Annotated in this window: 15 protein-coding genes; 1 reads left to right on the top strand and 14 read right to left on the bottom strand. The window is 36.2% G+C overall.

The window, feature by feature from the left end:
• Positions 1–23: 23 nt before the first annotated feature.
• The 4 genes from AC1B0Z_RS10525 to cyoE form a co-directional block, all read right to left on the bottom strand.
• The gene (locus tag AC1B0Z_RS10525; RefSeq protein WP_483791946.1) at positions 24–404 is read right to left on the bottom strand and encodes a cytochrome C oxidase subunit IV family protein; all 381 of its coding nucleotides are present in this window, start codon (positions 402–404) and stop codon (positions 24–26) included.
• A gap of 82 nt (positions 405–486) precedes the next feature.
• The gene (locus AC1B0Z_RS10530) at positions 487–1476 is read right to left on the bottom strand and encodes a cytochrome c oxidase subunit 3 (protein WP_483791947.1); all 990 of its coding nucleotides are present in this window, start codon (positions 1474–1476) and stop codon (positions 487–489) included.
• Positions 1477–1725: 249 nt separating this feature from the next.
• Positions 1726–2307, bottom strand: a complete 582-nt coding sequence (locus tag AC1B0Z_RS10535) for a cytochrome c oxidase subunit 3 (protein WP_483791948.1) — start codon at positions 2305–2307, stop codon at positions 1726–1728.
• Between the two features lies 1 nt (position 2308).
• On the bottom strand, positions 2309–3202 hold the full coding sequence (gene cyoE, locus AC1B0Z_RS10540) for a heme o synthase (protein WP_483791949.1): 894 nt from the start codon (positions 3200–3202) through the stop codon (positions 2309–2311).
• 107 nt (positions 3203–3309) lie between these two features.
• On the opposite strand from cyoE, the gene AC1B0Z_RS10545 reads away from it, so the two are divergent.
• A complete protein-coding gene (locus tag AC1B0Z_RS10545) occupies positions 3310–4179 on the top strand; it encodes an MBL fold metallo-hydrolase (RefSeq protein ID WP_483791950.1) in 870 nt (289 codons plus the stop codon).
• Here the strand turns inward: AC1B0Z_RS10545 and AC1B0Z_RS10550 are convergent.
• The 10 genes from AC1B0Z_RS10550 to AC1B0Z_RS10595 form a co-directional block, all read right to left on the bottom strand.
• Positions 4176–6269, bottom strand: a complete 2094-nt coding sequence (locus AC1B0Z_RS10550) for a gliding motility protein RemB (RefSeq protein ID WP_483791951.1) — start codon at positions 6267–6269, stop codon at positions 4176–4178. The genes AC1B0Z_RS10545 and AC1B0Z_RS10550 overlap by 4 nt on opposite strands.
• A 219-nt stretch (positions 6270–6488) precedes the next feature.
• Positions 6489–7283, bottom strand: coding sequence for an energy transducer TonB (locus AC1B0Z_RS10555; protein WP_483791952.1), 795 nt, complete (start codon positions 7281–7283; stop codon positions 6489–6491).
• Between the two features lie 317 nt (positions 7284–7600).
• Positions 7601–8320, bottom strand: coding sequence for an energy transducer TonB (locus AC1B0Z_RS10560; RefSeq protein WP_483791953.1), 720 nt, complete (start codon positions 8318–8320; stop codon positions 7601–7603).
• A gap of 63 nt (positions 8321–8383) precedes the next feature.
• Positions 8384–8761 carry a VanZ family protein gene (locus AC1B0Z_RS10565; protein WP_483791954.1) on the bottom strand — a complete coding sequence of 126 codons (378 nt, stop codon included), beginning with the start codon at positions 8759–8761 and terminating at the stop codon, positions 8384–8386.
• Positions 8754–9134 carry a glycine cleavage system protein GcvH gene (gcvH, locus tag AC1B0Z_RS10570; protein WP_130964881.1) on the bottom strand — a complete coding sequence of 127 codons (381 nt, stop codon included), beginning with the start codon at positions 9132–9134 and terminating at the stop codon, positions 8754–8756. The genes AC1B0Z_RS10565 and gcvH overlap by 8 nt, the downstream gene beginning before the upstream one ends.
• Before the next feature lie 349 nt (positions 9135–9483).
• Positions 9484–16710, bottom strand: coding sequence for a T9SS outer membrane translocon Sov/SprA (gene sov, locus AC1B0Z_RS10575; RefSeq protein WP_483791955.1), 7227 nt, complete (start codon positions 16708–16710; stop codon positions 9484–9486).
• 6 nt (positions 16711–16716) lie between these two features.
• Positions 16717–17298 carry a Holliday junction branch migration protein RuvA gene (gene ruvA, locus AC1B0Z_RS10580; RefSeq protein ID WP_483791956.1) on the bottom strand — a complete coding sequence of 194 codons (582 nt, stop codon included), beginning with the start codon at positions 17296–17298 and terminating at the stop codon, positions 16717–16719.
• A 52-nt stretch (positions 17299–17350) separates the two neighbouring features.
• Positions 17351–19645: an NADP-dependent malic enzyme gene (locus tag AC1B0Z_RS10585; protein ID WP_483791957.1), complete on the bottom strand. Its 2295-nt coding sequence runs from the start codon at positions 19643–19645 to the stop codon at positions 17351–17353.
• A 54-nt stretch (positions 19646–19699) separates the two neighbouring features.
• Positions 19700–20626, bottom strand: a complete 927-nt coding sequence (gene queG / locus AC1B0Z_RS10590) for a tRNA epoxyqueuosine(34) reductase QueG (protein ID WP_483791958.1) — start codon at positions 20624–20626, stop codon at positions 19700–19702.
• Positions 20623–21954 (bottom strand): cytochrome P450, encoded by a 1332-nt coding sequence (locus AC1B0Z_RS10595; RefSeq protein WP_483791959.1) that lies wholly within the window; start codon positions 21952–21954, stop codon positions 20623–20625. Before AC1B0Z_RS10595 ends, queG begins: the two co-directional genes overlap by 4 nt.
• Positions 21955–21994 lie beyond the last annotated feature (40 nt).

Below are 21994 nucleotides of genomic sequence, written 5' to 3' on the forward strand. Positions count from 1 at the left end.
AAGCTTCACGAAACAGAGTTTTCTTAAAAGTCTCTTTTTATAAATCCGTCATCGTATACATCAAATACATAACCACCTTCTTGTAGTAATATAAACATAAGGTATAAGATTAAGAAAATAGTTGTCCATACCACCATACGTCTTAAACCTTTTGTTTCATCTCTCATATGCATAAAATCCCAAGTAATGTAATATGCTTTTACAATGGTTAGTATTATAAATATCCAGTTTAGTAGTTTCATTCCTAAAACTTGCATCATTGACCATTCTGGTTTTAAAATACCCAATACAACTTCAACTACAGTAACTATGGATAGTAAAATTAAAACACCCCAAATTTTTTGAGTATTACTTTTAAACTTCAATAAGCCTCTAAATATTTCTAATTTATGCTCGTGTGCCATTTTATATAAATATAATTTTATTTAATCCTGCCTTCGAGAGACAATTTTTAATTGGTTTAGATTTCCGCCTTCGCGGAAATGACTATACAAGATAAAAGAATGTAAATACAAATACCCAAACTAAATCTACAAAGTGCCAATATAAACCAACCTTTTCAACCATTTCGTAGCTCTTACGCTTTTCGTATGTACCTAAAACTACATTAAAGAAAATGATGATATTAATAACAATTCCAGAAAATACGTGAAATCCATGGAAGCCAGTTATAAAGAAAAAGAAATCGGCAAACAATGGAGACCCATATTCATTTACTTTAAGATTTGCACCTTCAACATAAACCTTCCCATTTGTCATGATTTGATTTATGGATTCCTCTCTAGATAACACAGTTTTCTCACCTTCTTCGTTTATAATTTGAGTTCTAACCTGTATATCTTTATTAGCTTGTAATCCATGTATCACCTCATCCATGGTGTAAGTAGGCAAAGTACCTTCGCTTACAAACCATAATCCGTTTTTGCGTTCATGTCTTACGCGCTCTCCATGAGCATTTACCGCAAAATCTCTTACCGCAACACGCTTAAAAACTTGTTCTCCATCTTTATCTACATAATGCCCAAACTGCAAAATATTACCACCTTTAGTTTGTACAGCGCCATAATCACCATTAATAAATGTATTCCACTCCCAAGCCTGCGAGCCAACAAATATAATACCACCAATAATGGTCAAAAACATGTAAAACGTCACTTTAGCTTTGTTTAAATGATGACCCGCATCCACCGCCAATACCATGGTTACAGACGACATAATAAGTACAAACGTCATAAACGCCACATAATACATCGGTGCATCTACACCATGTAAAAACGGAAAGTGGGTAAACACTTCATCGGCAATTGGCCAAGAATCGATAAACTTAAATCTAGAAAATCCGTAGGCCGCTAAAAATCCAGAGAACGTTAATGCATCGGAAACAATGAAAAACCACATCATCATTTTTCCATAACTTGCCTTTAACGGTTGGTTACCTCCGCCCCAAGTTTTGCCTTCTACTGCTACTGTACTCATATATAATGGTTATTATTTAAAAGTTGCACAAAAATAATCATTTTATTCATCTAACGAAATATCACTCTCTAAAAATTAAAAACTCGTTAATTTCCATTTGGGCATTCCCCTCCTAGGGTCGGGTCGGGCTTTCCACTTGTAGTTTTGGCTCGATGCACGCCTCGCCAAAAGCTATCGCTGCAATCCCTAATGCAGGCATATTTGCCAAAGCCTTGTGTTTCAAGTAAAACCAAGGTTATCAGCATATTATTAGCTCACAAAATACAAGAATAAAAATAAGTACACCCAAAGGATATCAATAAAATGCCAGAAGGTGGCAGCCAATTCAAACCCAAGCATATTTTCAGAATTATACTTTTGTTTAAAATGATTATAAATTACAACCAATAAACAAATCAACCCTGCCACAACATGCAAAATATGCACAAAAGCAATAAGATAGATGTAGCTCATGGTAACATTACTTGTTGGTCCCGTAAAATTATAGCCCAAATCTATAATCTGCTGAAATCCAGAAAACTGATTAAAAATAAATACAACACCAAGAGTTAACGTCGTTAACAACCAAATGGTTGTACCATTTCTATTACCACTTTTCAATGCGCGTTTTGCAAGTATAAAAGTAATACTGCTTAATATAATTACTACCGTGCTTATGATAAAGGCATTTGGTAATTCAAAATCTTTTACCCAATCTGGTCTAGATCTACTTACTAAAAAAGCACTCGTCCAACCGCCAAAACTCATAATTAATGATACTATACCAAACCACAGCATCATCTTTTTTGCTCTACTATTCTTTTCTTGTGGTGTTCCTTGGGTTAAATCCATCTTAAGCTATAAATTTATCAATCACATAAACAATCTGTACCAACGTAATGTACGATACACTCACCAACATTAACTGTTTTGCAGCCTTTTCGGTCATCAATCTAAACAAGCGTACCGCATAATATATCATCCAAAGCCCTAATCCAAACACAAGTATGGCTGCTACTATTGAAAGTTGTAACCTTCCCGTAAAACCAAATACTGGTAGTATAGAAATAATAACCGTCCAAATACAATACATTATGGTTTGTACTGCTGTGCCTTTATCCTGTTTCCCTGTAGGCAGCATAAAAAATCCCCCTTTTTTATAATCATCATACAAAAACCAGCCAATAGCCCAAAAATGAGGGAATTGCCAAAAAAACTGTAGCGCAAACAAGGTGCCCGGTTCAATGCCAAAATCATCGGTCGCCGCAACCCACCCCAGCATAAAAGGAATAGCTCCAGGAATGGCTCCAACAAAAACTGCTAATGGTGTTTTTGTTTTTAAAGGTGTATAGGCACAGGTGTATAAAAAAATTGAGATGGCACCAAACATAGCCGTTTGCTTATTGATGCTGTACAAAATAATTATGCCAAAAAGGGTAAAAATAGATGATATTATAAATGCTGTAGTAACCGACATACGGCCAGCGGGTATAGGCCTATTTTTAGTACGATTCATCAGAGCATCCAAATCTTTTTCAATAATTTGATTAAATCCGTTAGATGCCCCTACCATAAAATAGCCTCCTAACGCTAGTAAGGTTAACACTTTAAAATCGACTACATCTACGCCCAATAGATAGCCAACAAGCGATGAAAACACAACGCTAACAGACAAACGCATTTTGGTAATTTCCTTAAAATCTGAAATCACAGAAGGGGTTGCTACCGAAGTTTTTGTGTTGCTCAAAGCCATGATACTTAAATGCGAGTGCAAAGATACTCCATAAAACCTATTTCCACAATGTTAGATTCATTTTTAATATCTTTAACTTTTAGTGACTTAATTCAAATTATATGAGCATTTTAAAATCAGTTTCTGCAGTTACTTTTATCATTTTTAGCCTCTTCAATATTTCGGCACAATCACGATGGGACAAAGTAACCATTACAACTACAAAACTTACCGATAACACGTATATGCTTGTTGGTGCTGGTGGCAATATTGGTGTTTCAGTTGGGGAGGACGGCATTTTAATTATTGATGACCAATTCGCTCCTTTAACTGATAAGATTGTTGCAGCTATAAAACAACTGAGCGATAAACCCATAAAATACGTTATGAATACCCACCACCACGGCGATCATACTGGAGGTAACGAAAACTTTGGGAACTTAGGTGCCACAATAATGGCGCACGATAATGTAAAAAAGCGATTAAAAGAAAAAAGTCCTGAAATAGCATTGCCGGTTATCACCTTTAACGATAAACTTACCGTGCAGATGAATGGTGAAGCGGTAATGGTTATTCATGTAGACAATGCACATACCGATGGTGATGCACTTTTATATTTTACAGAAAGCAATGTGCTACATACAGGCGATACGTATTTTAATGGACGCTACCCCTACATGGATTTAAAATCTGGTGGAAGCGTTGACGGTTATATAAACGCTGTAAAAACAGGGTTGATGCTTATTGATGAGAATACTAAGATTATTCCAGGGCATGGTGATTTATCCAACAAAACAGAGTATGAAACTTTTTTAAAGATGTTGGAAACTCTGAAGACAAATGTTCTAGCGGAAATTAAAAAAGGTAAAACTGAGGATGAAGTTGCCGCTAAAAACACGATCACCAAAACCTATGATGATTTAGATTACGGCTGTTGTTTTATTAATTCTGAGAAAATTAAGAGGACGTTTTATAGGAGTTTGAATAATTAATTATCAAAATACCAATTAAACAAATCAGTACGTACACCAAAGTTTAACCAAAAGGTGTTGTTTTTAAATGTACTGGTTGTTATAGCTTCTGGATTAAAATTTCTAACGGTTATATCGGTAAAAACCTTAAGATTTGATGTTGGATTTACAACATAGCCTGCCTGTAAATTAGCAAAAAACGTTTTCGTATTTATACCTTGCCCTACTTCCACCCCAGTTTCAAAAGGTCTGTCCTGTTCATTTCTATAAATATCGCCTCCATAACTAAAATTGTCAGTACCATCATTAAAGTCAAAACCTCTGGTGCCAAAAATAAATCGGGCATCGCCATACCAACGGTTATAGCGGTACCGCCCAATTACAATCAATTCGCTAAAATTGGCTCCCCATAAATGCGCCAACGGTTGATTATTATGTGCATAGTTTAACACAATGCTATTATGGGAATAGGTGTAAGGACGAATACGGTTATACTCCAATTGCAACAACAAATTATCAACCTTAAATGCATTAAAATATTTAACACCTAATTGATATCCATATTTGTTTTTCCAACTCTTTTCTCCAGCTTTTATATCACCTAAAGAAAATTCATCTAGAATAAATTGTCCGTAAGCGTTTATGTTATCTGTAAACTTATATTTTAGAGACGCCCCTAATAACGCATTTCCTGCATCCTGACCTGTTTCAAACTCAATAGCGCGATAGAAAATAATGGGATTAAGGTAATTGACATCAAAACCTCGGTTGTTACTATTTCTCCATACAACGGACTCAAACAATCCTAGATTAAGGCGCTTGGACACATTCCAACTTAAGTAATGGTTAGCAACATATTTAGTTAAAAATGCACCGTCTTCAAGAACTTCTGGACGCACATCGCGCATCCACATAAAGGTGTTGGTATACTTTATTTTCCAAAAACTTGTGTTGAGTTTTAAAAATGGGTGCGGACTTGTAACATCACTCAACAATAGGGAACGATAGCCATCACCTATGAAATTTTTGCCATGGCCAAACTGTACATTTAGAAATTTGGCCGGTGAATAGGATAAATACGCTTCTGCCACGGGGTAATCATAACTATCAGATTTAAAACGTTTTGAAACACCTCTACCAGGAACTATAGGCTCAGATCCTGATGCTCGAATACTCTCAATGTAACGGTTTACATAACCTGCAAAACGTCCCTGACTTTCAAAAACGGTGGAATAGAAATTTAGTTTTTTACCCAAACCACCTTGAACCATAAATCCCCTGGTATTATTGTAAGTACTACCAATTTCAGAATCGGAACCTAATTGCAAATCAAAAATAGGGTCAATCGTGAACCAGTAATCCTTACCCTGCAATTGCACCAAATGTTCGTTCCACAACTTTTTACCTGCCCAAGTATTTGCATCTCTTTTTAAGCGTTCTCGTTCGGCCTCAAAATCATGATATTTAGACACATCGGCATACAAAAACGGTTTTTGAGCAGTATGGCTGTTTGTACCAATAAGATTCATTGCGCGATCAAAACGTGCATAGTCGCTATGGGTAAACTGAATGTTTAACTGACTGGTTAATGCTTTGTTTGTATAAGGTATAAGTGTATTGTTTATACTATCAAATTCTTGTTTTGTAGCAAGTACTCGTTGTTCTATGGTATTAACTTCGTTTACTTTTTTTGAGTTTTGGAATTTGAAATCTTCAATAGGAATTTGAATTGGTATTGAGTATTGCTTAAACGTTTTTCGGCCGCTATATCTTGCCGGTTTTATTTTAGGCAATAACCCGAAAACTCTCTGGGTTTCCTGTTTCAATTCATCATACATCGCATCGACAAACATCACCCTAAAGGCACCCGTGGTATCAACTTCAAAAAGCACAACCACTTTGCCCTTGTAATTTTCCTTGGATACTTTTTTAGGTATCTTAAAATTATCCTTTATGTGCTGAAATACGTGTTTATCAAAACAATGTTGCAAACTATCAATAGTTGCTTTAGAACAATCTGGGAAAACAGGAGGCTTCTCATAAGCAGCGTCATTTTGGGAAAATGCAGTGTAATGGCAAATAAAAAGTAGAAGGGCAACAAATTGTTTCATCTGATAAATTTTATTGTTTTTAAAAGGTCAGATGTAATTCGCTATTGGATATTTTGATAAAAAATCAACATTATTACAATAGCTCATTTCATATAATGGATATACTTACATTTTGGATTGAAAGATAGTGTATTTTCTTAAGATAGATAAATCAATATATTTTAATAAAAAAGCCGTTATCTTTTTAGATAACGGCTTTATGCATGCTAAATTATACTGTTACTGTGCAATAAATGTAATCGGTAGCGTGTACCTAACACCTACTGGTTCATTATTTTGCTTTCCGGGTATCATTTTAGGTATTTTGTTTACGACTCTTTCGGCTTCATTACCTAACTTTATATTTTTGGCACTCGTTTTAATATCAGTAATATAGCCTGATTTATCAATTTGAAACTGCACAAAAATCCTTTGTGTACCAGACAGTCCTTCTCGTGATGCGATATCGCCACCATTAAATCGCCTTTGGACTAATCTTGAAATTTTATAAGACATACATTTTTTCCTTGCTTCATTACCTTTTTCATCTTCACAGCCAGGATACACTGGTACGTTTTGTACAAAAGCTATGTCTACAACTTCTACTGGTTTTTCAATTTCATTAAGTGCTGATGGATCCATCGGAACATCTGAAGTCAGATCATCTGGCGACGTAACGTCTACTACTTTGGTGGTTATGTCATCATTATCAATTATTTCAGGAGGTAAAGCAAGAGTTGTCTTCTTTAACTTTGGTTTGGACTTTGCCTCCACTTTAGGCTCCTCATAAGGTTTATAGGTAATTGGCTCCATATCAAAAACATCTGTTGGTTTTTTGTGCTCCAAGGCAATGTCTATTGTTTTTGTTTCAAATCGCATTTCCAAAAGTCCTATTGCTGCCAAAAGACAAACAATAAGGCCTACCTGAAAATAGAGGGTGGAGTTTTTTTGTAAATTTGCATCATGCCGATGTGATTGTTTCACGCTATCATCGTTTTGCCGAACGCCGTCGTGAGACTGTTTTGAATTTTTCATTTGTTGTGATTTTTCTAAAACTACAATGAAGAGAAACTACTGAATCTAAGATCCCGCTGAAAAAGCGGGATTAGTTCAACTAACTATTTTGAATCTATTGCTACGCAATTTTCCAAAATAGAGTTTCACTAATAAAATTCATAAGATTAAGAACTGTTAGCATGCGAAAAACAGTAAATGGTTCTTACTCGTTTCATTATCATAGTTATAATGTTAATATTATGATAAAATCACAAGAAGCATACCAAAAAAGAAATCCCGTTACAAATATTGTAACGGGATTTCATTTTATCTAAAGGCTGCCTAAGCAGAAATATTTAATCTTGTACTTGAAAAATGATTGGTAAGGAATATGGCACTGTTACTGCTTTTCCACGTTGTTTTCCTGGTTTCATTTTAGGTAGTAAACTAATTACACGTTTTGCCTCTTTCTCTAAACCTGGATGTGGTGCTCTTGCTCTTACCCCTGTAATGTTACCTGATTTGTCAATCTTAAATATTACATTGATACGCTGTCTTCCTGATAATCCTAAGTCTGAGGCTAATTCTGTATTAAATTTTCTATTTACAAATTTCGCAATTTTATCAGACATGCATTTCTTCTTCGCTGCATTATTACCTTTTTCGCATCCTGGAAAAACTGGTACGTTTTCAATAACTGCAAATGGCACTTCGATGTCCTCTTCAACTTCTTCAACTTCAATCTCTTCTACCTCAACAATTTCAGTTTCTTGATCAACTTCAGTTGACTCAATTACAGTTTCCTCAACTTCTTCTTCATCCTCAACAACTTCAATAACTTCAGGAGCTGCTGGAGGTGGAGGTGGAGGTGGAGGTGTTACGATTTGTTGCGTTAATGGAATTTCCTCTTCTAACTCTTCTTCTAAGTTCAATTGCCCTATATCAATATCAGACTTATCGTAAGTCTTATAATTGATTGCGGAATATGCTAAAAATAGCATCAATGCTAAACCTATTGCAAAAAACAAACCACTGTTTCTGCCTACGTTAGCTTTTGGATTTTTTTTAGGTTCCATAATTTTTATTGTTTTTCCAGATTGCTAAAATAACTACTTATTTAGGAAAAAAACAAGCCTTTGTCAATTTTTAACTTGTATTCCCCTTTTGATCAATAAAAGCGCTGCTGTTAGCAATGCCCCTAAACTGTTGGCAACGGCATCATAAACATCAAGCGATCTATGAGTGGTCAACGTTCCTTGAAATACTTCAAGAATTATACCAAATATTACAGCAAAAAGTACTGCCTTTAAAACTGCTCTTTTTTTCGGTTGATTTTTCTTAAAGCGAAATACCACATACCACAACCAACAAAGTATAGCGTATGCTAAAAAATGAAATATTTTATCGCCGTAATCAAATTTTAAATCGGGTAATTTCCCGCTTAAATTGATTAAACTTACCGTTGCCAGTGCAATGGTGTATGGAATTGCAAGCAATAAAGCAACCTTTTTAAGCACCAATCAATTCTTTGTATGCCTCATCAGATAACAAGCCTTCAATTTGAGAAGCATCAGAATATTTTACTTTTATCATCCATCCATCGCCGTAAGGATCAGAGTTGACACTTTCTGGTTCATCTTCTAAAGCTTCATTGAACTCCACTATTTCTCCAGATAGCGGTAAAAACAAATCTGAAACGGTTTTAACTGCTTCTACGGTTCCGAAAATTTCATCGGCATCTAAAGTCTCGTCTAATGTTTCTACTTCAACATAAACGATGTCTCCTAATTCGCTTTGTGCGAAATCAGTAATGCCAACAATGGCTAAGTCACCTTCAATTCTTACCCACTCGTGGTCTTTGGTGTATTTTAATTCTGATGGTATATTCATTATAAAAATTTAAAAATTGACATTTACAAATGTATCTATTCACAACTAGATTTCAAACAGTAATTACAGCAATCTATAAAGGAATATTTTGGGCGTTCCCTTACGCTCATACCTACAAGGTTTTAGAAACCTTGCAGGATCGCTTCAGGTCGGGCTTTACGTTCCAATTCCTCGCTTTGCCCTAGCGGGACTCGCTGTGGGATTTCCTCTGCAATCCCTAACGCGGGGCAAGTCTGCTGTAGTATTTACTCAATCCTTAAACACTGCAATTTAGTTGAATTCCTGTCAAACAATCTTCATTCAGAGATCCTGAAACAAGTTCAGGATGACAAAGTCAGTGAGCTACCATCTAATTCCCAAAGTTATACCTCAAAGTAAAGCCTGAACGAATGGTGGTTTGCGGAAACGCTGTTGAAATGGCATAATCTGCAAAGGCATAATCAAAGTAAAAAATAGCGGTTAAATTTCTACTAAATGCATAATCTGCCGAATATTTAAGGCCCCAAATGGTTTGTCCTGAGGTTACTTGATTATTATCTAAATCCAAATAACGTACTATGGTTTTATTATCTCTTACCGAAATATCGGCCTTCATATTTAAATCACTAACAATACGCTTTTTAGCGCCTGCCAGTTTTGATTTGATACGCACGTCTTTTATGCGATACCCCAAACCTAAAGCAAATTCGTTTCCTATAACTTCGGTTAACAAATTATTGTCAAAACTTAAAGAAAGTAACCTGTCTTTCCTTACTTCAGCCAAAATCTTCATAGAGTTTTTCATTTCCATATCAATTCTAACTAGTGGACTAAACATTTCGGTTAAGTTAATATTACTAAATAGCTGCTCGTTTTTAAAATTTTCTGATTGATCTAGAGCACCTTCGTTAAATGGGCTATCAGCAGGCAAATTGTAAAATGGCTGTTGGTAATCTAGGTTTGTTTGAAATTGGTTAATGTTATAGCTAGAACGGTAACCATGGGTAATTGAAAAGCGCCTAAACATTTTTTTAAACCAAGCAAATTTCATAAAACCAGTATATTTTATATCCCAGTTAGGAATAGGTACATTTCTAAAAGCACCTAATTTCACACTATTTGCATCCTGACCGCTATATGCAGCTACAAACGCAGGTAATAATACTGCTTGACTATTTTTACCAAAACCTCTTGGAAAGCCTTCAGCATCCACATCATTTACATCTGCACCTCTTGCTGCTGCCAAACGTCGTGCAATAGTAAGTCTGTTCGCCCTAAAATCGTTAAACGGATCGGAGCCATTTTCATCACTTTTACCAAAAGCTGTTTTTATTAAAACCGTTGAAATATTGAAGTTTCCAAAAGTATTGGGTGTTAGGGCAATATAATCCCTTGTTACTGGGTCAACTCTAAAATTTTCGGCAAAATTTTCAAAATAGGTTTTGTTTCCTGAGATATCAATTTTTAAATCTCTTACAGGTTCTAAGCTCGCTGAAATATCCAACTGCTCGCTATGGGTTTGTGTAAATTGTTGATTAAACTCTTGAAACGACGTTAACCACCCGCGTCTGGCAATCTCTTGCCTAATATCACTTTGCGAACCGAAGGTAAAACCGAATGATGGTTTTAGCGTTCCAACAAACCCAGGAGTTCTAGTATATCCGGGTATAAATGTTCCATTATTTTCAGAATAGTTTATCTGTACGCGCTTAATACTAGTTAAAATATCTATCCCTGCATTTAACAATTTTGTACCAGGCTTATTTTTATTTTTACTTCTTGGTTTTTTTGCATCACCTTCCTTGGTTCCAGGAGGACCACCAGTACTTCTTGAACGCGTTCTAACGGTTCGTGTTGGTTTTCTTTCTAAACCTAAATATTTATACAAACGCCTCATATCTAAACTTGTATTTAAGTTATGGGTGTTTGAATTTTGAACTGTATGTATCGGTCCGCCAAATCCACCATCCGCAATTGATCTCTCAAAGAAATCTGACCCTTTTTGCCATTGAAAATCCCCGTTGTATTGATACGTGGCATCAATAAAGCTAAATGTTGGTATTTTGTTTATTGGTAATTGGTAGTTGATACCTAAACTTTGTGTTTGTCTGTTGGGGTCTCCAATATCTAAAAGTCCGTCCCATACATCTAGCCTTGGGTCTTGCTCTCCAGCAATTAAATCATCGCCTAAAAAGTAATTTCTTACGATGTTATTATTTGCTGCGGTAAAGTTAAGCTGTAAGGCTTTAGTTAGGTTGTAGTTTATAGTGTATTGAAAATCAAAAGTATAATTTCTACGGAATAATTCTTCAACACCAATATTGGCTCCAGTTAAGTCTATTTCTCTAAATTTTTGACGGTTGAACTGCCTGTTAATATCAGTATTCAACGCAAAACTTGTGGGCAATAGATTCAAATTAAATTCTTTTAAGAACTTCCAATATTTTCCTGTGAAGAGCGAATCGTTTTTCTTAAAAGGCTCTATGGTAACCGGATTAAAATTGAAGGCGTAGTTTGCACCAGCTCTCAACGTTTTATTTACTGAATTCTCAATTTCAAAATCGCGATGTTCAACCTTATTGTATGAATAGTTAAAAGTAAAATTTTCAACATCGTAAAATCTTGGTGTTTTATCTGTAGTTCTGTTTTTTCTAACACCGATTAAATTGATACTCTGGCGCCTTGTATAGTCTTCTGATTGTTCTTTTACACGGTCTTTACCTTCCTGCGTATCTTCCGCATCAATGCGGTCTTGTAATTTTAAATCTTTATAAAACTGATCAAATTTTGGTGTGACCAATTCTTCACTTTGAGCATAGTTAAACGGAATTTGTATGCCCCATTTCTTTGGTAGCAATTGTCCCGCATTTATATTCGTTACAACGTCATATTGCTGCACATCCTCAAGAGCTCGCTCGCTTGGGCCTTGTTCAAGTCCACCAAAACCAGAAGTACTCATTCTACCTGTAGCACTTACATTTGCAAAATCGGCCACATTACTATCCAAAGCCAAAACCGCAGCCCATCCACCTTCGTTATCTAAATCTGATAATCTTAATTCGTTAAACCACACATTAGCACAAACATCGCTATTTGTAGCATTTTTAACACCTACCATTAATGTTCTTACGTCTCCAAAGTTTGGGTTTCCTTTTATGGCCACACGGTGTTGACCAGTTACATACCCCGTAAGCGGGTTTATAACCTCCACTACCTCATCGCCAACAACATCGTAATATGTAGGTTCGCCATCAAGCAGCGTACCGCTGGCTATTCCTTCAGCTTTAATTTTACCTAAAATATCAAGTGGTAAATTAATTTCGTTTTCAAATGGCCATACATCTTCACGTCTTAAAGAACCATTTGGAGATTTTACTAATGGAATTTCAATTTGATAGTAGTTGTCATTTAAATCATTACCAATTCTCATGAATCCAACTAGACGTTCAGCTTCTGTATCTAAAAACCCATAATCGTCATCTTGCGCATGTAAAAACATTCTTAAACGTTTATACTGACGCATATCAATACTAATGTTTTTAAATACAGCCCGAGAATCTTCAGACTCTAAATCACAAACATTTACTACTAATGCTTGCTCATTTTGGCGTACTACGGTATTATTATTAAACAGCTGCTCTGGTTCAATCCCAGGAGGGCGTACATAAGACCCTTCGTTATCAATGGTTCCAACGATACCTACGGAAAAATCGGTATCATCGTCTGAGGGGTCGTCATTGTTGGCTTGTAATGTTTGGTTATAACGTCGCCAATCGCTTCTTACCAAATCTAAGGTTCCAAAACGGAATACCGTATTTTCATTGAACTCTTTTAAATAGGTTCTTACAAAACGCACCGATCTAAAATCTGTAATACCCCCAACGGCTCTTGTACTTTGTGTTACAGGAATTCTAAACAAATACCATTTGGGGTACACCACTTCTCCATTTTCTAAAACTCTTCTATTATCTTCACTTTGCGCTTCAACATTTTTTGTGTCAACAATAAACTCATTGTTGATATTTAAGGTGGCAGGTGTAATATCTAGTTCGTATTCGTAATAACTATCAATAGTATTCATGGTATTATCTCTATTGATGTCCTCCACGTCAGGTTGTGGATTATTTGCTCTCTGCGTGTCTGTAAACACATCCGGCGTGTTGCCTTCTACACCGTTGAATTGTTTGTAACGCTCAAAAATACCACCTTCGGCATCTAGAAAGAAGGTGTAGTTATCGTTTGAGGGGTCGTCTCCAAATGCTGTTCCAAATTCCTGGATTTCATCAGCATCACTATAACCGTCATAACCTACATCTTGGTTGGCACGCTCTTGTCCTGTAGTATCAAATGCATAGACTAAAGACTGATTTAACGGTACTACAGTTCCCCAATCTGTTTGAGGTAATAGGCTAATATCACCATCTTCTGGCAACCCATTTTCATAAAGTTTTCTACCATCCTTTACGACATCTTCTGAAATATTTCCTAGGTTAAACACCAACTTTCCACCAGGGTTAGAAGGGTTTTCTTGAAATGGATCCTGCAGCCAAAACTCTATGTATTCCACATTGGCCTGTTCTAAGTCCGTTGAAGTTAATTGACGCGTAATTCCTGCCCAACGATTACTTGCTGGGGTACTATTAGCTGTTGGATTAAAATTATAAGGGCCACGCTCTTCTGGGTAGTAGGCTAAGTCTAAAGTGAATAATATTGAATTTTGCCCCTGCACCAAATCTTGCTCAGGAAATAATTCGTTTATAAACACACGACTGGTAAATAAACTTGATAAGTCTTCATCAGACACTCCATCAGGTCGTCTCACACTATAGAAAATGGGGTCAATAGTATACCAGTTTAGCATGCCTCTGCCATAGCCATTTTGAATACCCGCATTGTCATCCCCTGGAGAATTATTCAAATCTAAAGGCCTACTTGATAAAAACCAAGACTGTTGTGCTTTTAAATCAATAGCGTTTTGCGTGCCTTCAAAATCATCTATATATGAGGTAGCTTCACCATTTAAATCTGTACCATTAGGCGCACCTGGTGCTAAATATGCAAATTCTCCCCTTACGGAAATATTGGATGGCACATCTGTATCAATATTGGGTAATTTATTTACCATTCTGGTAAGGAAAGGCACTTCAGAAGAAAAGTTACTATTAAATCCGAAAATGGTATTGTTTATAGGCTCTGAACCAAAATTTGCCTTTTGAGTTATAGGACGTTCGTTCAAGTTTAAAAGTGTACCCGCTAACACAAAATTGTCGTTGAATTTATGTTCTATATTTATCCCTGTAAAACGCCTTGTCTGTTGGCCAAATACGGCATTATTTTCTGTAGAAACTTGTATTGGTGTGTTTGAGGCCTTAAGGGCTTCATCTAAAATTTGAACACGCCCCAGTTGATAATTCACAGTGTAATCTACACCCTCAATCAACACACGGCCACCGGCAGTAACCCTAACTGATCCACGAGGCACATTAAATGCGCCAATTGGAATACCATCACCGCCACCACTAGAACTATAACGTCCTTTTAGCTTAAACTTATTTTTATCTGCCTCCTCTAACGCCGCAATTTTTGTACTTTTATAAAGGATATCATAAACGTACTTTTCATGGTTGGGGTTGGTATAAACATCTGCCTCATAATCTACATCATTGTTATTTGGGTTGCCATCATCATCTAAAATATCAAAAAGGTAACGCCCAAAAGGCTCTACTTTTGTGAATATGATTTTCCCATTTTGTGGTTGAACCGTGATACCAGGAACGAAATCAAAAAACCCATCTCCATTACCTTGTGGGTCGTTGTTGAAATTTAATTTATCCCAATTAAATAGTCTAATCAAAGTGGTTTCTTCTATTTCCCTATCATCCCCAGGTGTAATTGGTGTATGATTATCAAATAGCGGAAACGTTGTGCCTTCTACAGGTGTAATAAAATTTAAAGGTGATGCTTCGTTATAAAAAATATTTAGTGTGAAATCATCCTGACTCAAATTAAAAGCACCTGTATCATAGATGTTTTTCATCATTAAATCCCAAATAGGTTGTTGCACGTTTGTTACACTGCTTTTTAGCATTTTTAGAACCAGCGCTTTGTTGGTAACCTGCGTAACTTGCCCTTGATTATTTGTTTCAACTTCATTTGGATTAACACCATCATTTGCAAATTCACCTACTTGGTATACCTGTCCGCCAACTGTAAATTGATAGGCTACCGCTAAAACCTCATCTGCCGTTAAACGTTGATTCAATGAAATGTACCCTAAGTCTGCATTAAAGGTGTATTCTTGTCCGTTTTGTAATTTTCTCGCATTTTCAATTTTCCCAAAGTCAGAACCTTCATTAACATTATTCTGTATGGCTCCAAAACCCTGTTGCGCGGTTGCAATATCTCGTATACCCTCTGTTAAAACAGAACCATTACCAATTGCAGTTGGGTCTAAATTGTTATTACCATTATCTGGAAATGCACCAGGGCCAGCAGTAATATTTACAAATGGAGAAAACAATTTATCTGTTTCCCCTAAATCCTGCAAAGCCACCACATTTCTTACATTATCGGTCCTGTTACTTCGGTTGGTGATGTACACCTCTAAACGTGTAATTTGTAAGCCTCTGTTATTGATAATAGGGTAATTTCTAAGAGATTCATCATAGGTATCCCTAAAATATTGAGCTAAGAAAAAATGTCGGTTTTCATCATAGTCCCTTATGAAAAAATCAAATTCTTCTAGTGTTCCTCCACCTTGTGCCACAACCGTATTACCTTGTGATTGCTGCTCAGAAAAAACACCTGTTACTGTTGTTCTGCCGAATTGTAACTGTGTTTTTACCCCAAATAAACTCTGTGCTCCTGTAATTAAAGAACTGTTTAAAGGCATGTTTACGTTACCAACCTCTATTTTTTGAATGATATCATCTTCGGTTGGTGTGTAATCAAGTTTTATAATATTTTGAAAATCGAAGGTGGACTGTGTATCGTAATTTGCATTTACTTGAAGTCGCGTACCCACTTTACCCAAAAGACTTAGACTGATGCGTTGGTCAAAATCAAATGTAAAATTACTTCGGTTTCTGGGCGAAAATGATGGATTGTCTTGTCTTGAAAATAAAACCCCCAAATCCATTTCTACAGACCCCTGTGGTACCACTTCTATCGTGCTGCCGCCAAAAATAGTTTCAAAAAACCCTGAGTTTACATAAAACTCTGGAAGTAAATTTTTCTGCTCATCCTCAGCACCAGCTTTTTTACCATCAAAAGCGTCTATTTTTTCTTTGTAGTAATTTCTTAAATTTTCTTTCGCCACCAAATCCTTAAATTCCTTTGGCGTTAAAATGATAGGATAATTGATATTGAACTCTCCTATTTTTTCGGTGTATATGTACCTATCCGTTACTGGATCGTAGGTATATTTCGACTCAATACCGTTAAGTTTCGGAAATTTAATGTTTCCTAAACTAAAGCCTGTTTTTGTAGAATCTTGAGCGGGTTGCTGCGACCAAACCGATACTGATAAAAGTAGGAGGGCAATAAGGGCAACGTAGGTTTTAATCGATTTATGACAGCTATGGTTAGTTATGTTCAAAATCTCTTATAAATTTTTTAAGGCTTGTTTTATAATGGTTTCAACAGTTGCATCAGGTTGTGATCCCATAATTTTATCCACAACACGTTCTGCTTGCTTTTTTGCAAAACCAAGAACTTCTAAAGCAGATAACGCTTCATTCTTATTGGTATTGTCTTGAGAAACCAAAACTTCGTCTATATCGTAAATCTTTAAAATTTTATCCTTTAAATCTATAATGACACGTTGCGCCGTTTTGGCCCCAATACCTTTTATGGATTGAATTAGAGCTACATCACCTGAAGCTATACCTTCTCTAACTTGTTTAGGAGAAAGTGAAGACAACATAGTTCTAGCTGTACTTGCGCCAATACCGCTAACAGAAATCAGCAATCTAAAAATTTCGCGCTCTGCAATAGACGAAAAACCAAAAAGTGTATGCGAGTCTTCCTTTACTTGTAAATGCGTGTATAACTTTAAGGATTCTTTATCAGGAATTTGAGAAAATGTATGCAAAGAAATATTTAGCAAATATCCTACGCCATTGCAATCTATCACAACGTCTGTTGGGTTCTTTTCAACAAGTTTTCCTTGAATATGTGTAATCATTAATTTCCCTCTTGACCTGCCAAATGTAATGAAATTATTTGCGTTTCAAACATTAGGAAATATCTTTTTCTAGCTCCCACATTTCCTTATTCTGTGCATCAACAACAGCAACTGCCGTCATATTTACAATTTCATCAACGCTGGCATCCAATTGTAAAATGTGTACCGGCTTTTTCATGCCCATCATAATTGGCCCAATAGAATCTGCTTCATTGAGTTCCTTTAAAAGCTTATAAGTAATATTTGCGGCATCTAAGTTTGGAAAAATCAAACCATTTACTTTTCTACCTACCAGTTTTGAAAACGGAAATTGATCACGCAACATTTCATCATTTAGAGCAAAGTCTGTTTGCAATTCGCCATCCACAACCAAATCTGGATAATTACGATGCAGTAACGCTACAGCTTCTCTTACTTTTGAAGCCCTAGGGTTTCCTGAGGAACCGAAGTTTGAATATGATGTCATGGCTATTACTGGCTCAAAACCAAAAGTCTTTATTACTTTTGAAGTCATTACAGCAATTTTAGCTAAATCCTTCGCCGTTGGATCTATGTTGATTGATGTATCACTCACAAACATTGGCCCTCTTTTGGTCATCATAACGTTAGTGGTTGCAATTCTTGTAGCTCCCTTAGCCATACCAATAAGCTCCAACATAGGCTTTACTACTGAAGGATAGTTTCTAGAGTACCCAGAGATTAAAGCGTCTGCATCGGCTTCATTCACCATCATGGCTGCAAAATAATTACGCTCTCGCATCAATCGTTGTGCTGCGTAATATGTAACTCCACGACGTTTACGCTGTTCCCAATATACTTTGGCGTAACGGTTTTTGCGCTCGTTTTCTTCTTCAGTTTTTGGGTCTATTATCGTTACATCTGCTTCAAAATCAATCTCCTTCATTAAATCTTCAATCGTTTCTTTTCTACCCAATAGAATAGGGATAGCTATGCCTTCCTCATGTACTATCTGTGCAGCTTTTAAAACTGCAAGTTGGTCTGCTTCAGCATATACCACGCGTTTTGGGTTTAATTTTGCACGACTTAAAAGTAAACGCACCAACTTATTATCCGAACCAAGGCGCTCCCTTAAGGAGTCTTTGTACTTATCCCAGTCGGTGATTTTTGTTTGGGCCACACCGCTTTCCATCGCGGCTTTTGCAACGGCAGGTGGAATCTCAGCAATGAGTCGAGGATCGAAGGGTTTTGGAATGATGTATTTTCTGCCAAAGGCCAAACGTGTTTGTTCGTAAGCTACATTTACTTGCTCTGGCACGGGCTCTTTTGCAAGTGCTGCTAGAGCTTTAACGGCTGCCATTTTCATTTCCTCGTTTATACAAGTAGCCCTAACATCTAAAGCACCTCTAAATATAAATGGGAATCCAAGTACATTATTTACCTGATTAGGATGGTCACTACGGCCTGTTGCCATAATGATATCATCTCTTGTATCTACAGCTAATTGATATTTAATCTCAGGATCCGGATTTGCCATAGCAAACACAATAGGGTCTTTCGCCATGGTTTTAAGCATCTCAGGCGTAACAATATCTGCCATTGAAAGTCCGATAAACACATCAGCATCAACCATAGCTTCATCAAGTGTATCTATTTTTCTATGAGTGGCGAATTCAGCCTTTTGGGATGTAAGATTATCACGGTCTTGCCTAATCACACCTTTGCTATCCAGCATCACCATATTTTCTCTTTTCGCGCCACAAGATTGGTATAAACGTGAACAGGAAATGGCTGCCGCACCCGCACCACTTATCACAATTTTTACATCCTCAATGTTTTTATTAGCCAGTTCCAAGGCATTTATTAGTGCTGCCGCAGATATTATTGCAGTACCATGTTGGTCATCATGCATTACTGGAATATCCAGCTCTTCTTTCAGTCGACGCTCAATTTCAAACGCTTCAGGAGCTTTGATATCTTCAAGATTTATACCTCCAAAAGTTGGTGCTATATTTTTAACGGTTTCAATAAATACATCAACATTTTTTGTATCCACTTCAATATCAAACACGTCAATATCAGCGAAGATTTTAAAGAGCAAACCTTTTCCTTCCATTACTGGTTTAGAAGCCTCTGGACCAATATCACCAAGCCCTAAAACCGCTGTTCCGTTGGAAATTACAGCTACCAAGTTGCCTTTAGCAGTATATCTGTAAACTTGATTTTTATCTTTTTCTATTTCCAGACAAGGTTCCGCAACCCCTGGAGAATAGGCCAAGGATAAATCCCTTTGGCTTGCATATTTTTTTGTTGGAACTACTTTTATTTTGCCTGGAGTAGGTTTTGCATGATATATCAGTGCCTCTATTCGCTTGCTTTCTTCGCTCATAATAATGGATTGTCGACTAAACGAACAAATATAACAATCCTAAGAAGTAAACACCTAATCTTTTAGGAAATTGATGTTTCTTTTTAAACCTGAAAACTTGGTACGCTTTACGGCAGATTTCTTGAAAACTTTTTGAAATGTCTCTTTAGTTATTTCCTCCCAATCTTTTTTACTCATAGAAAGTAATTCAGGGTGCGGGTTAAACAATGGTTCTGAGTGTGCTTTTGAAAAACGGTTCCAAGGACATACATCTTGACATACATCACAACCAAACATCCAATCGTCAATTTTTCCTTTGAATTCCGAAGGGATATTTTCTTTTAGTTCTATAGTGAAGTATGAAATACATTTACTACCATCTACAACATAAGGCTCAACAATAGCTTGTGTTGGGCAAGCATCGATACATGCTGTACATGTGCCACAATGATCAGTTACTGGCGTATCATATTCTAATTCTAAATCAATAATTAATTCGGCAATAAAATAGAACGACCCTACTTGTTGTGTTAATAAATTACTGTGCTTTCCTATCCACCCCAATCCAGATTTTGCTGCCCAAGCTTTATCTAAAACTGGTGCGGAATCCACAAAAGCACGACCATGGACTTCGCCTATTTCGTCTTGAATAAAATATAATAATGATTTTAGTTTGTCTTTAATTAAGAAATGATAATCTGTTCCGTAAGCATATTTAGAAAGCTTATAGCTATCTGCTATTTGCTCTTGGCTTGGAAAATAATTCAATAACAAAGAAACCACACTTTTTGAACCTTCCACTAATTTTGTAGGATCTAAACGCTTATCAAAATGGTTTTCCATATAACGCATTTCTCCATGCATATTTTGGTTGAGCCATTTTTCTAAACGTGGCGCCTCTTCTTCTAAAAATTCAGCTTTACTTATCCCACAAGACAAAAAACCGAGGCGTTTTGCTTCTTCTTTTATCTGTTGTGTATATGTCGCTTTGTTGTTTATCACCGCTTTTCAAATCGTAAAATAGCATTTTTTGGTCTTAGCGTTATTAAAGGTGTAATGCCTATAGTATCAAAATGTGGATGAATTTTATAATGTGTTATTAATTCTTGAAGCGCAATAATCATTTCAAACATAGCAAAGTTATTCCCTATACACTTTCTAGGGCCTGCACCAAACGGAAAATATTGTGATGAAAATTTTCTGCTGCCATCTATAAAACGCTCAGGTAGAAATGACTCCGGTGCCTCCCATAATTTTGGATGCCTGTGCATTTCGAATACAGAAAATAAAATATTTTCATCTGGTTTAAAATACATGCCATTGCAGGCATCTTTATTTATACTTTCGCGGTCTATAAAATAGGCTGGCGGATAGAGACGCATGGATTCCTCAATTACAGATTGACATACTTTTGAGCTTGCAAGTATCGTCATCATGTCGTCAGTTTTATTTTGAATCGTTTTAATCTCTTCAAAAATCTTATCCTGCCATTCTGGATACTTCGCTAGCAGTTGGCACGTAAATGTTAAGGCATTTGCTGTAGTTTCGTGGCCTGCTGTAAATAAAATTAGAATTTCATCGAGAAGCTGTGCTTCTTTCATCGCACTTCCATCATCGTATTTAGCCTCTAATAACATATCTAATAAATCATTGGCACGTTTACCAGAAATTCGTCTTTCATTTACAATACTTTTTAAAATCGTTCTAGCTTCTACAGTTAAATCTACATGTTTTTTTATTTTCCCACTGGCTACAAACCACCAACCAAGATAAGGTTGTCGCAACTCTCTTACCATCATACGTTGTGCTGCTTCTGTAATATATTGCAAACGATTGATATCTTCTTTATTTACAGCAGTACTAAACAATGATTTTACTACAGTTTGAAACGCTAAATCGTTAAACAAAGGAATTACATCTGCAACTTCACCGGGTATTATCTTACCATACTCTAACTGTATTGCTTCTTTTATTGACATTAGTAGATTTTGTAACTGTTTTTTGTGAAACGCAGGTTGAATAAGGCGTCTTTGGGTACGCCAATGTTCCCCTTCAGCGGTTAACAGTCCTTTACCGACATATTTTGCTAAATCTTTAGTTTGAATCTTAGATTTCCTGTAGTTCTTTTGGTTTTTCTGTAAGACATGTTCTGCCAAAATTGCATCTCTAGAAAAAAGTACACTATTATTGATTCCTATTTTTAACCGAAAGGTGTCCCCAAGTTTTTCAAAATTTTGAAGATGAAAAGGTAACGGGTTTTGAAGAATTTCTAAAGAATGTTTTAAAAATGCTTTTAGCGGGACAACAGGTATTTCTTTATGTTTTGGCATACATAATTTAAATTGAATTTATGACTAAACTCAAAATTAA

Source organism: Hyunsoonleella sp. J2K-J805 (genome assembly GCF_057167125.1).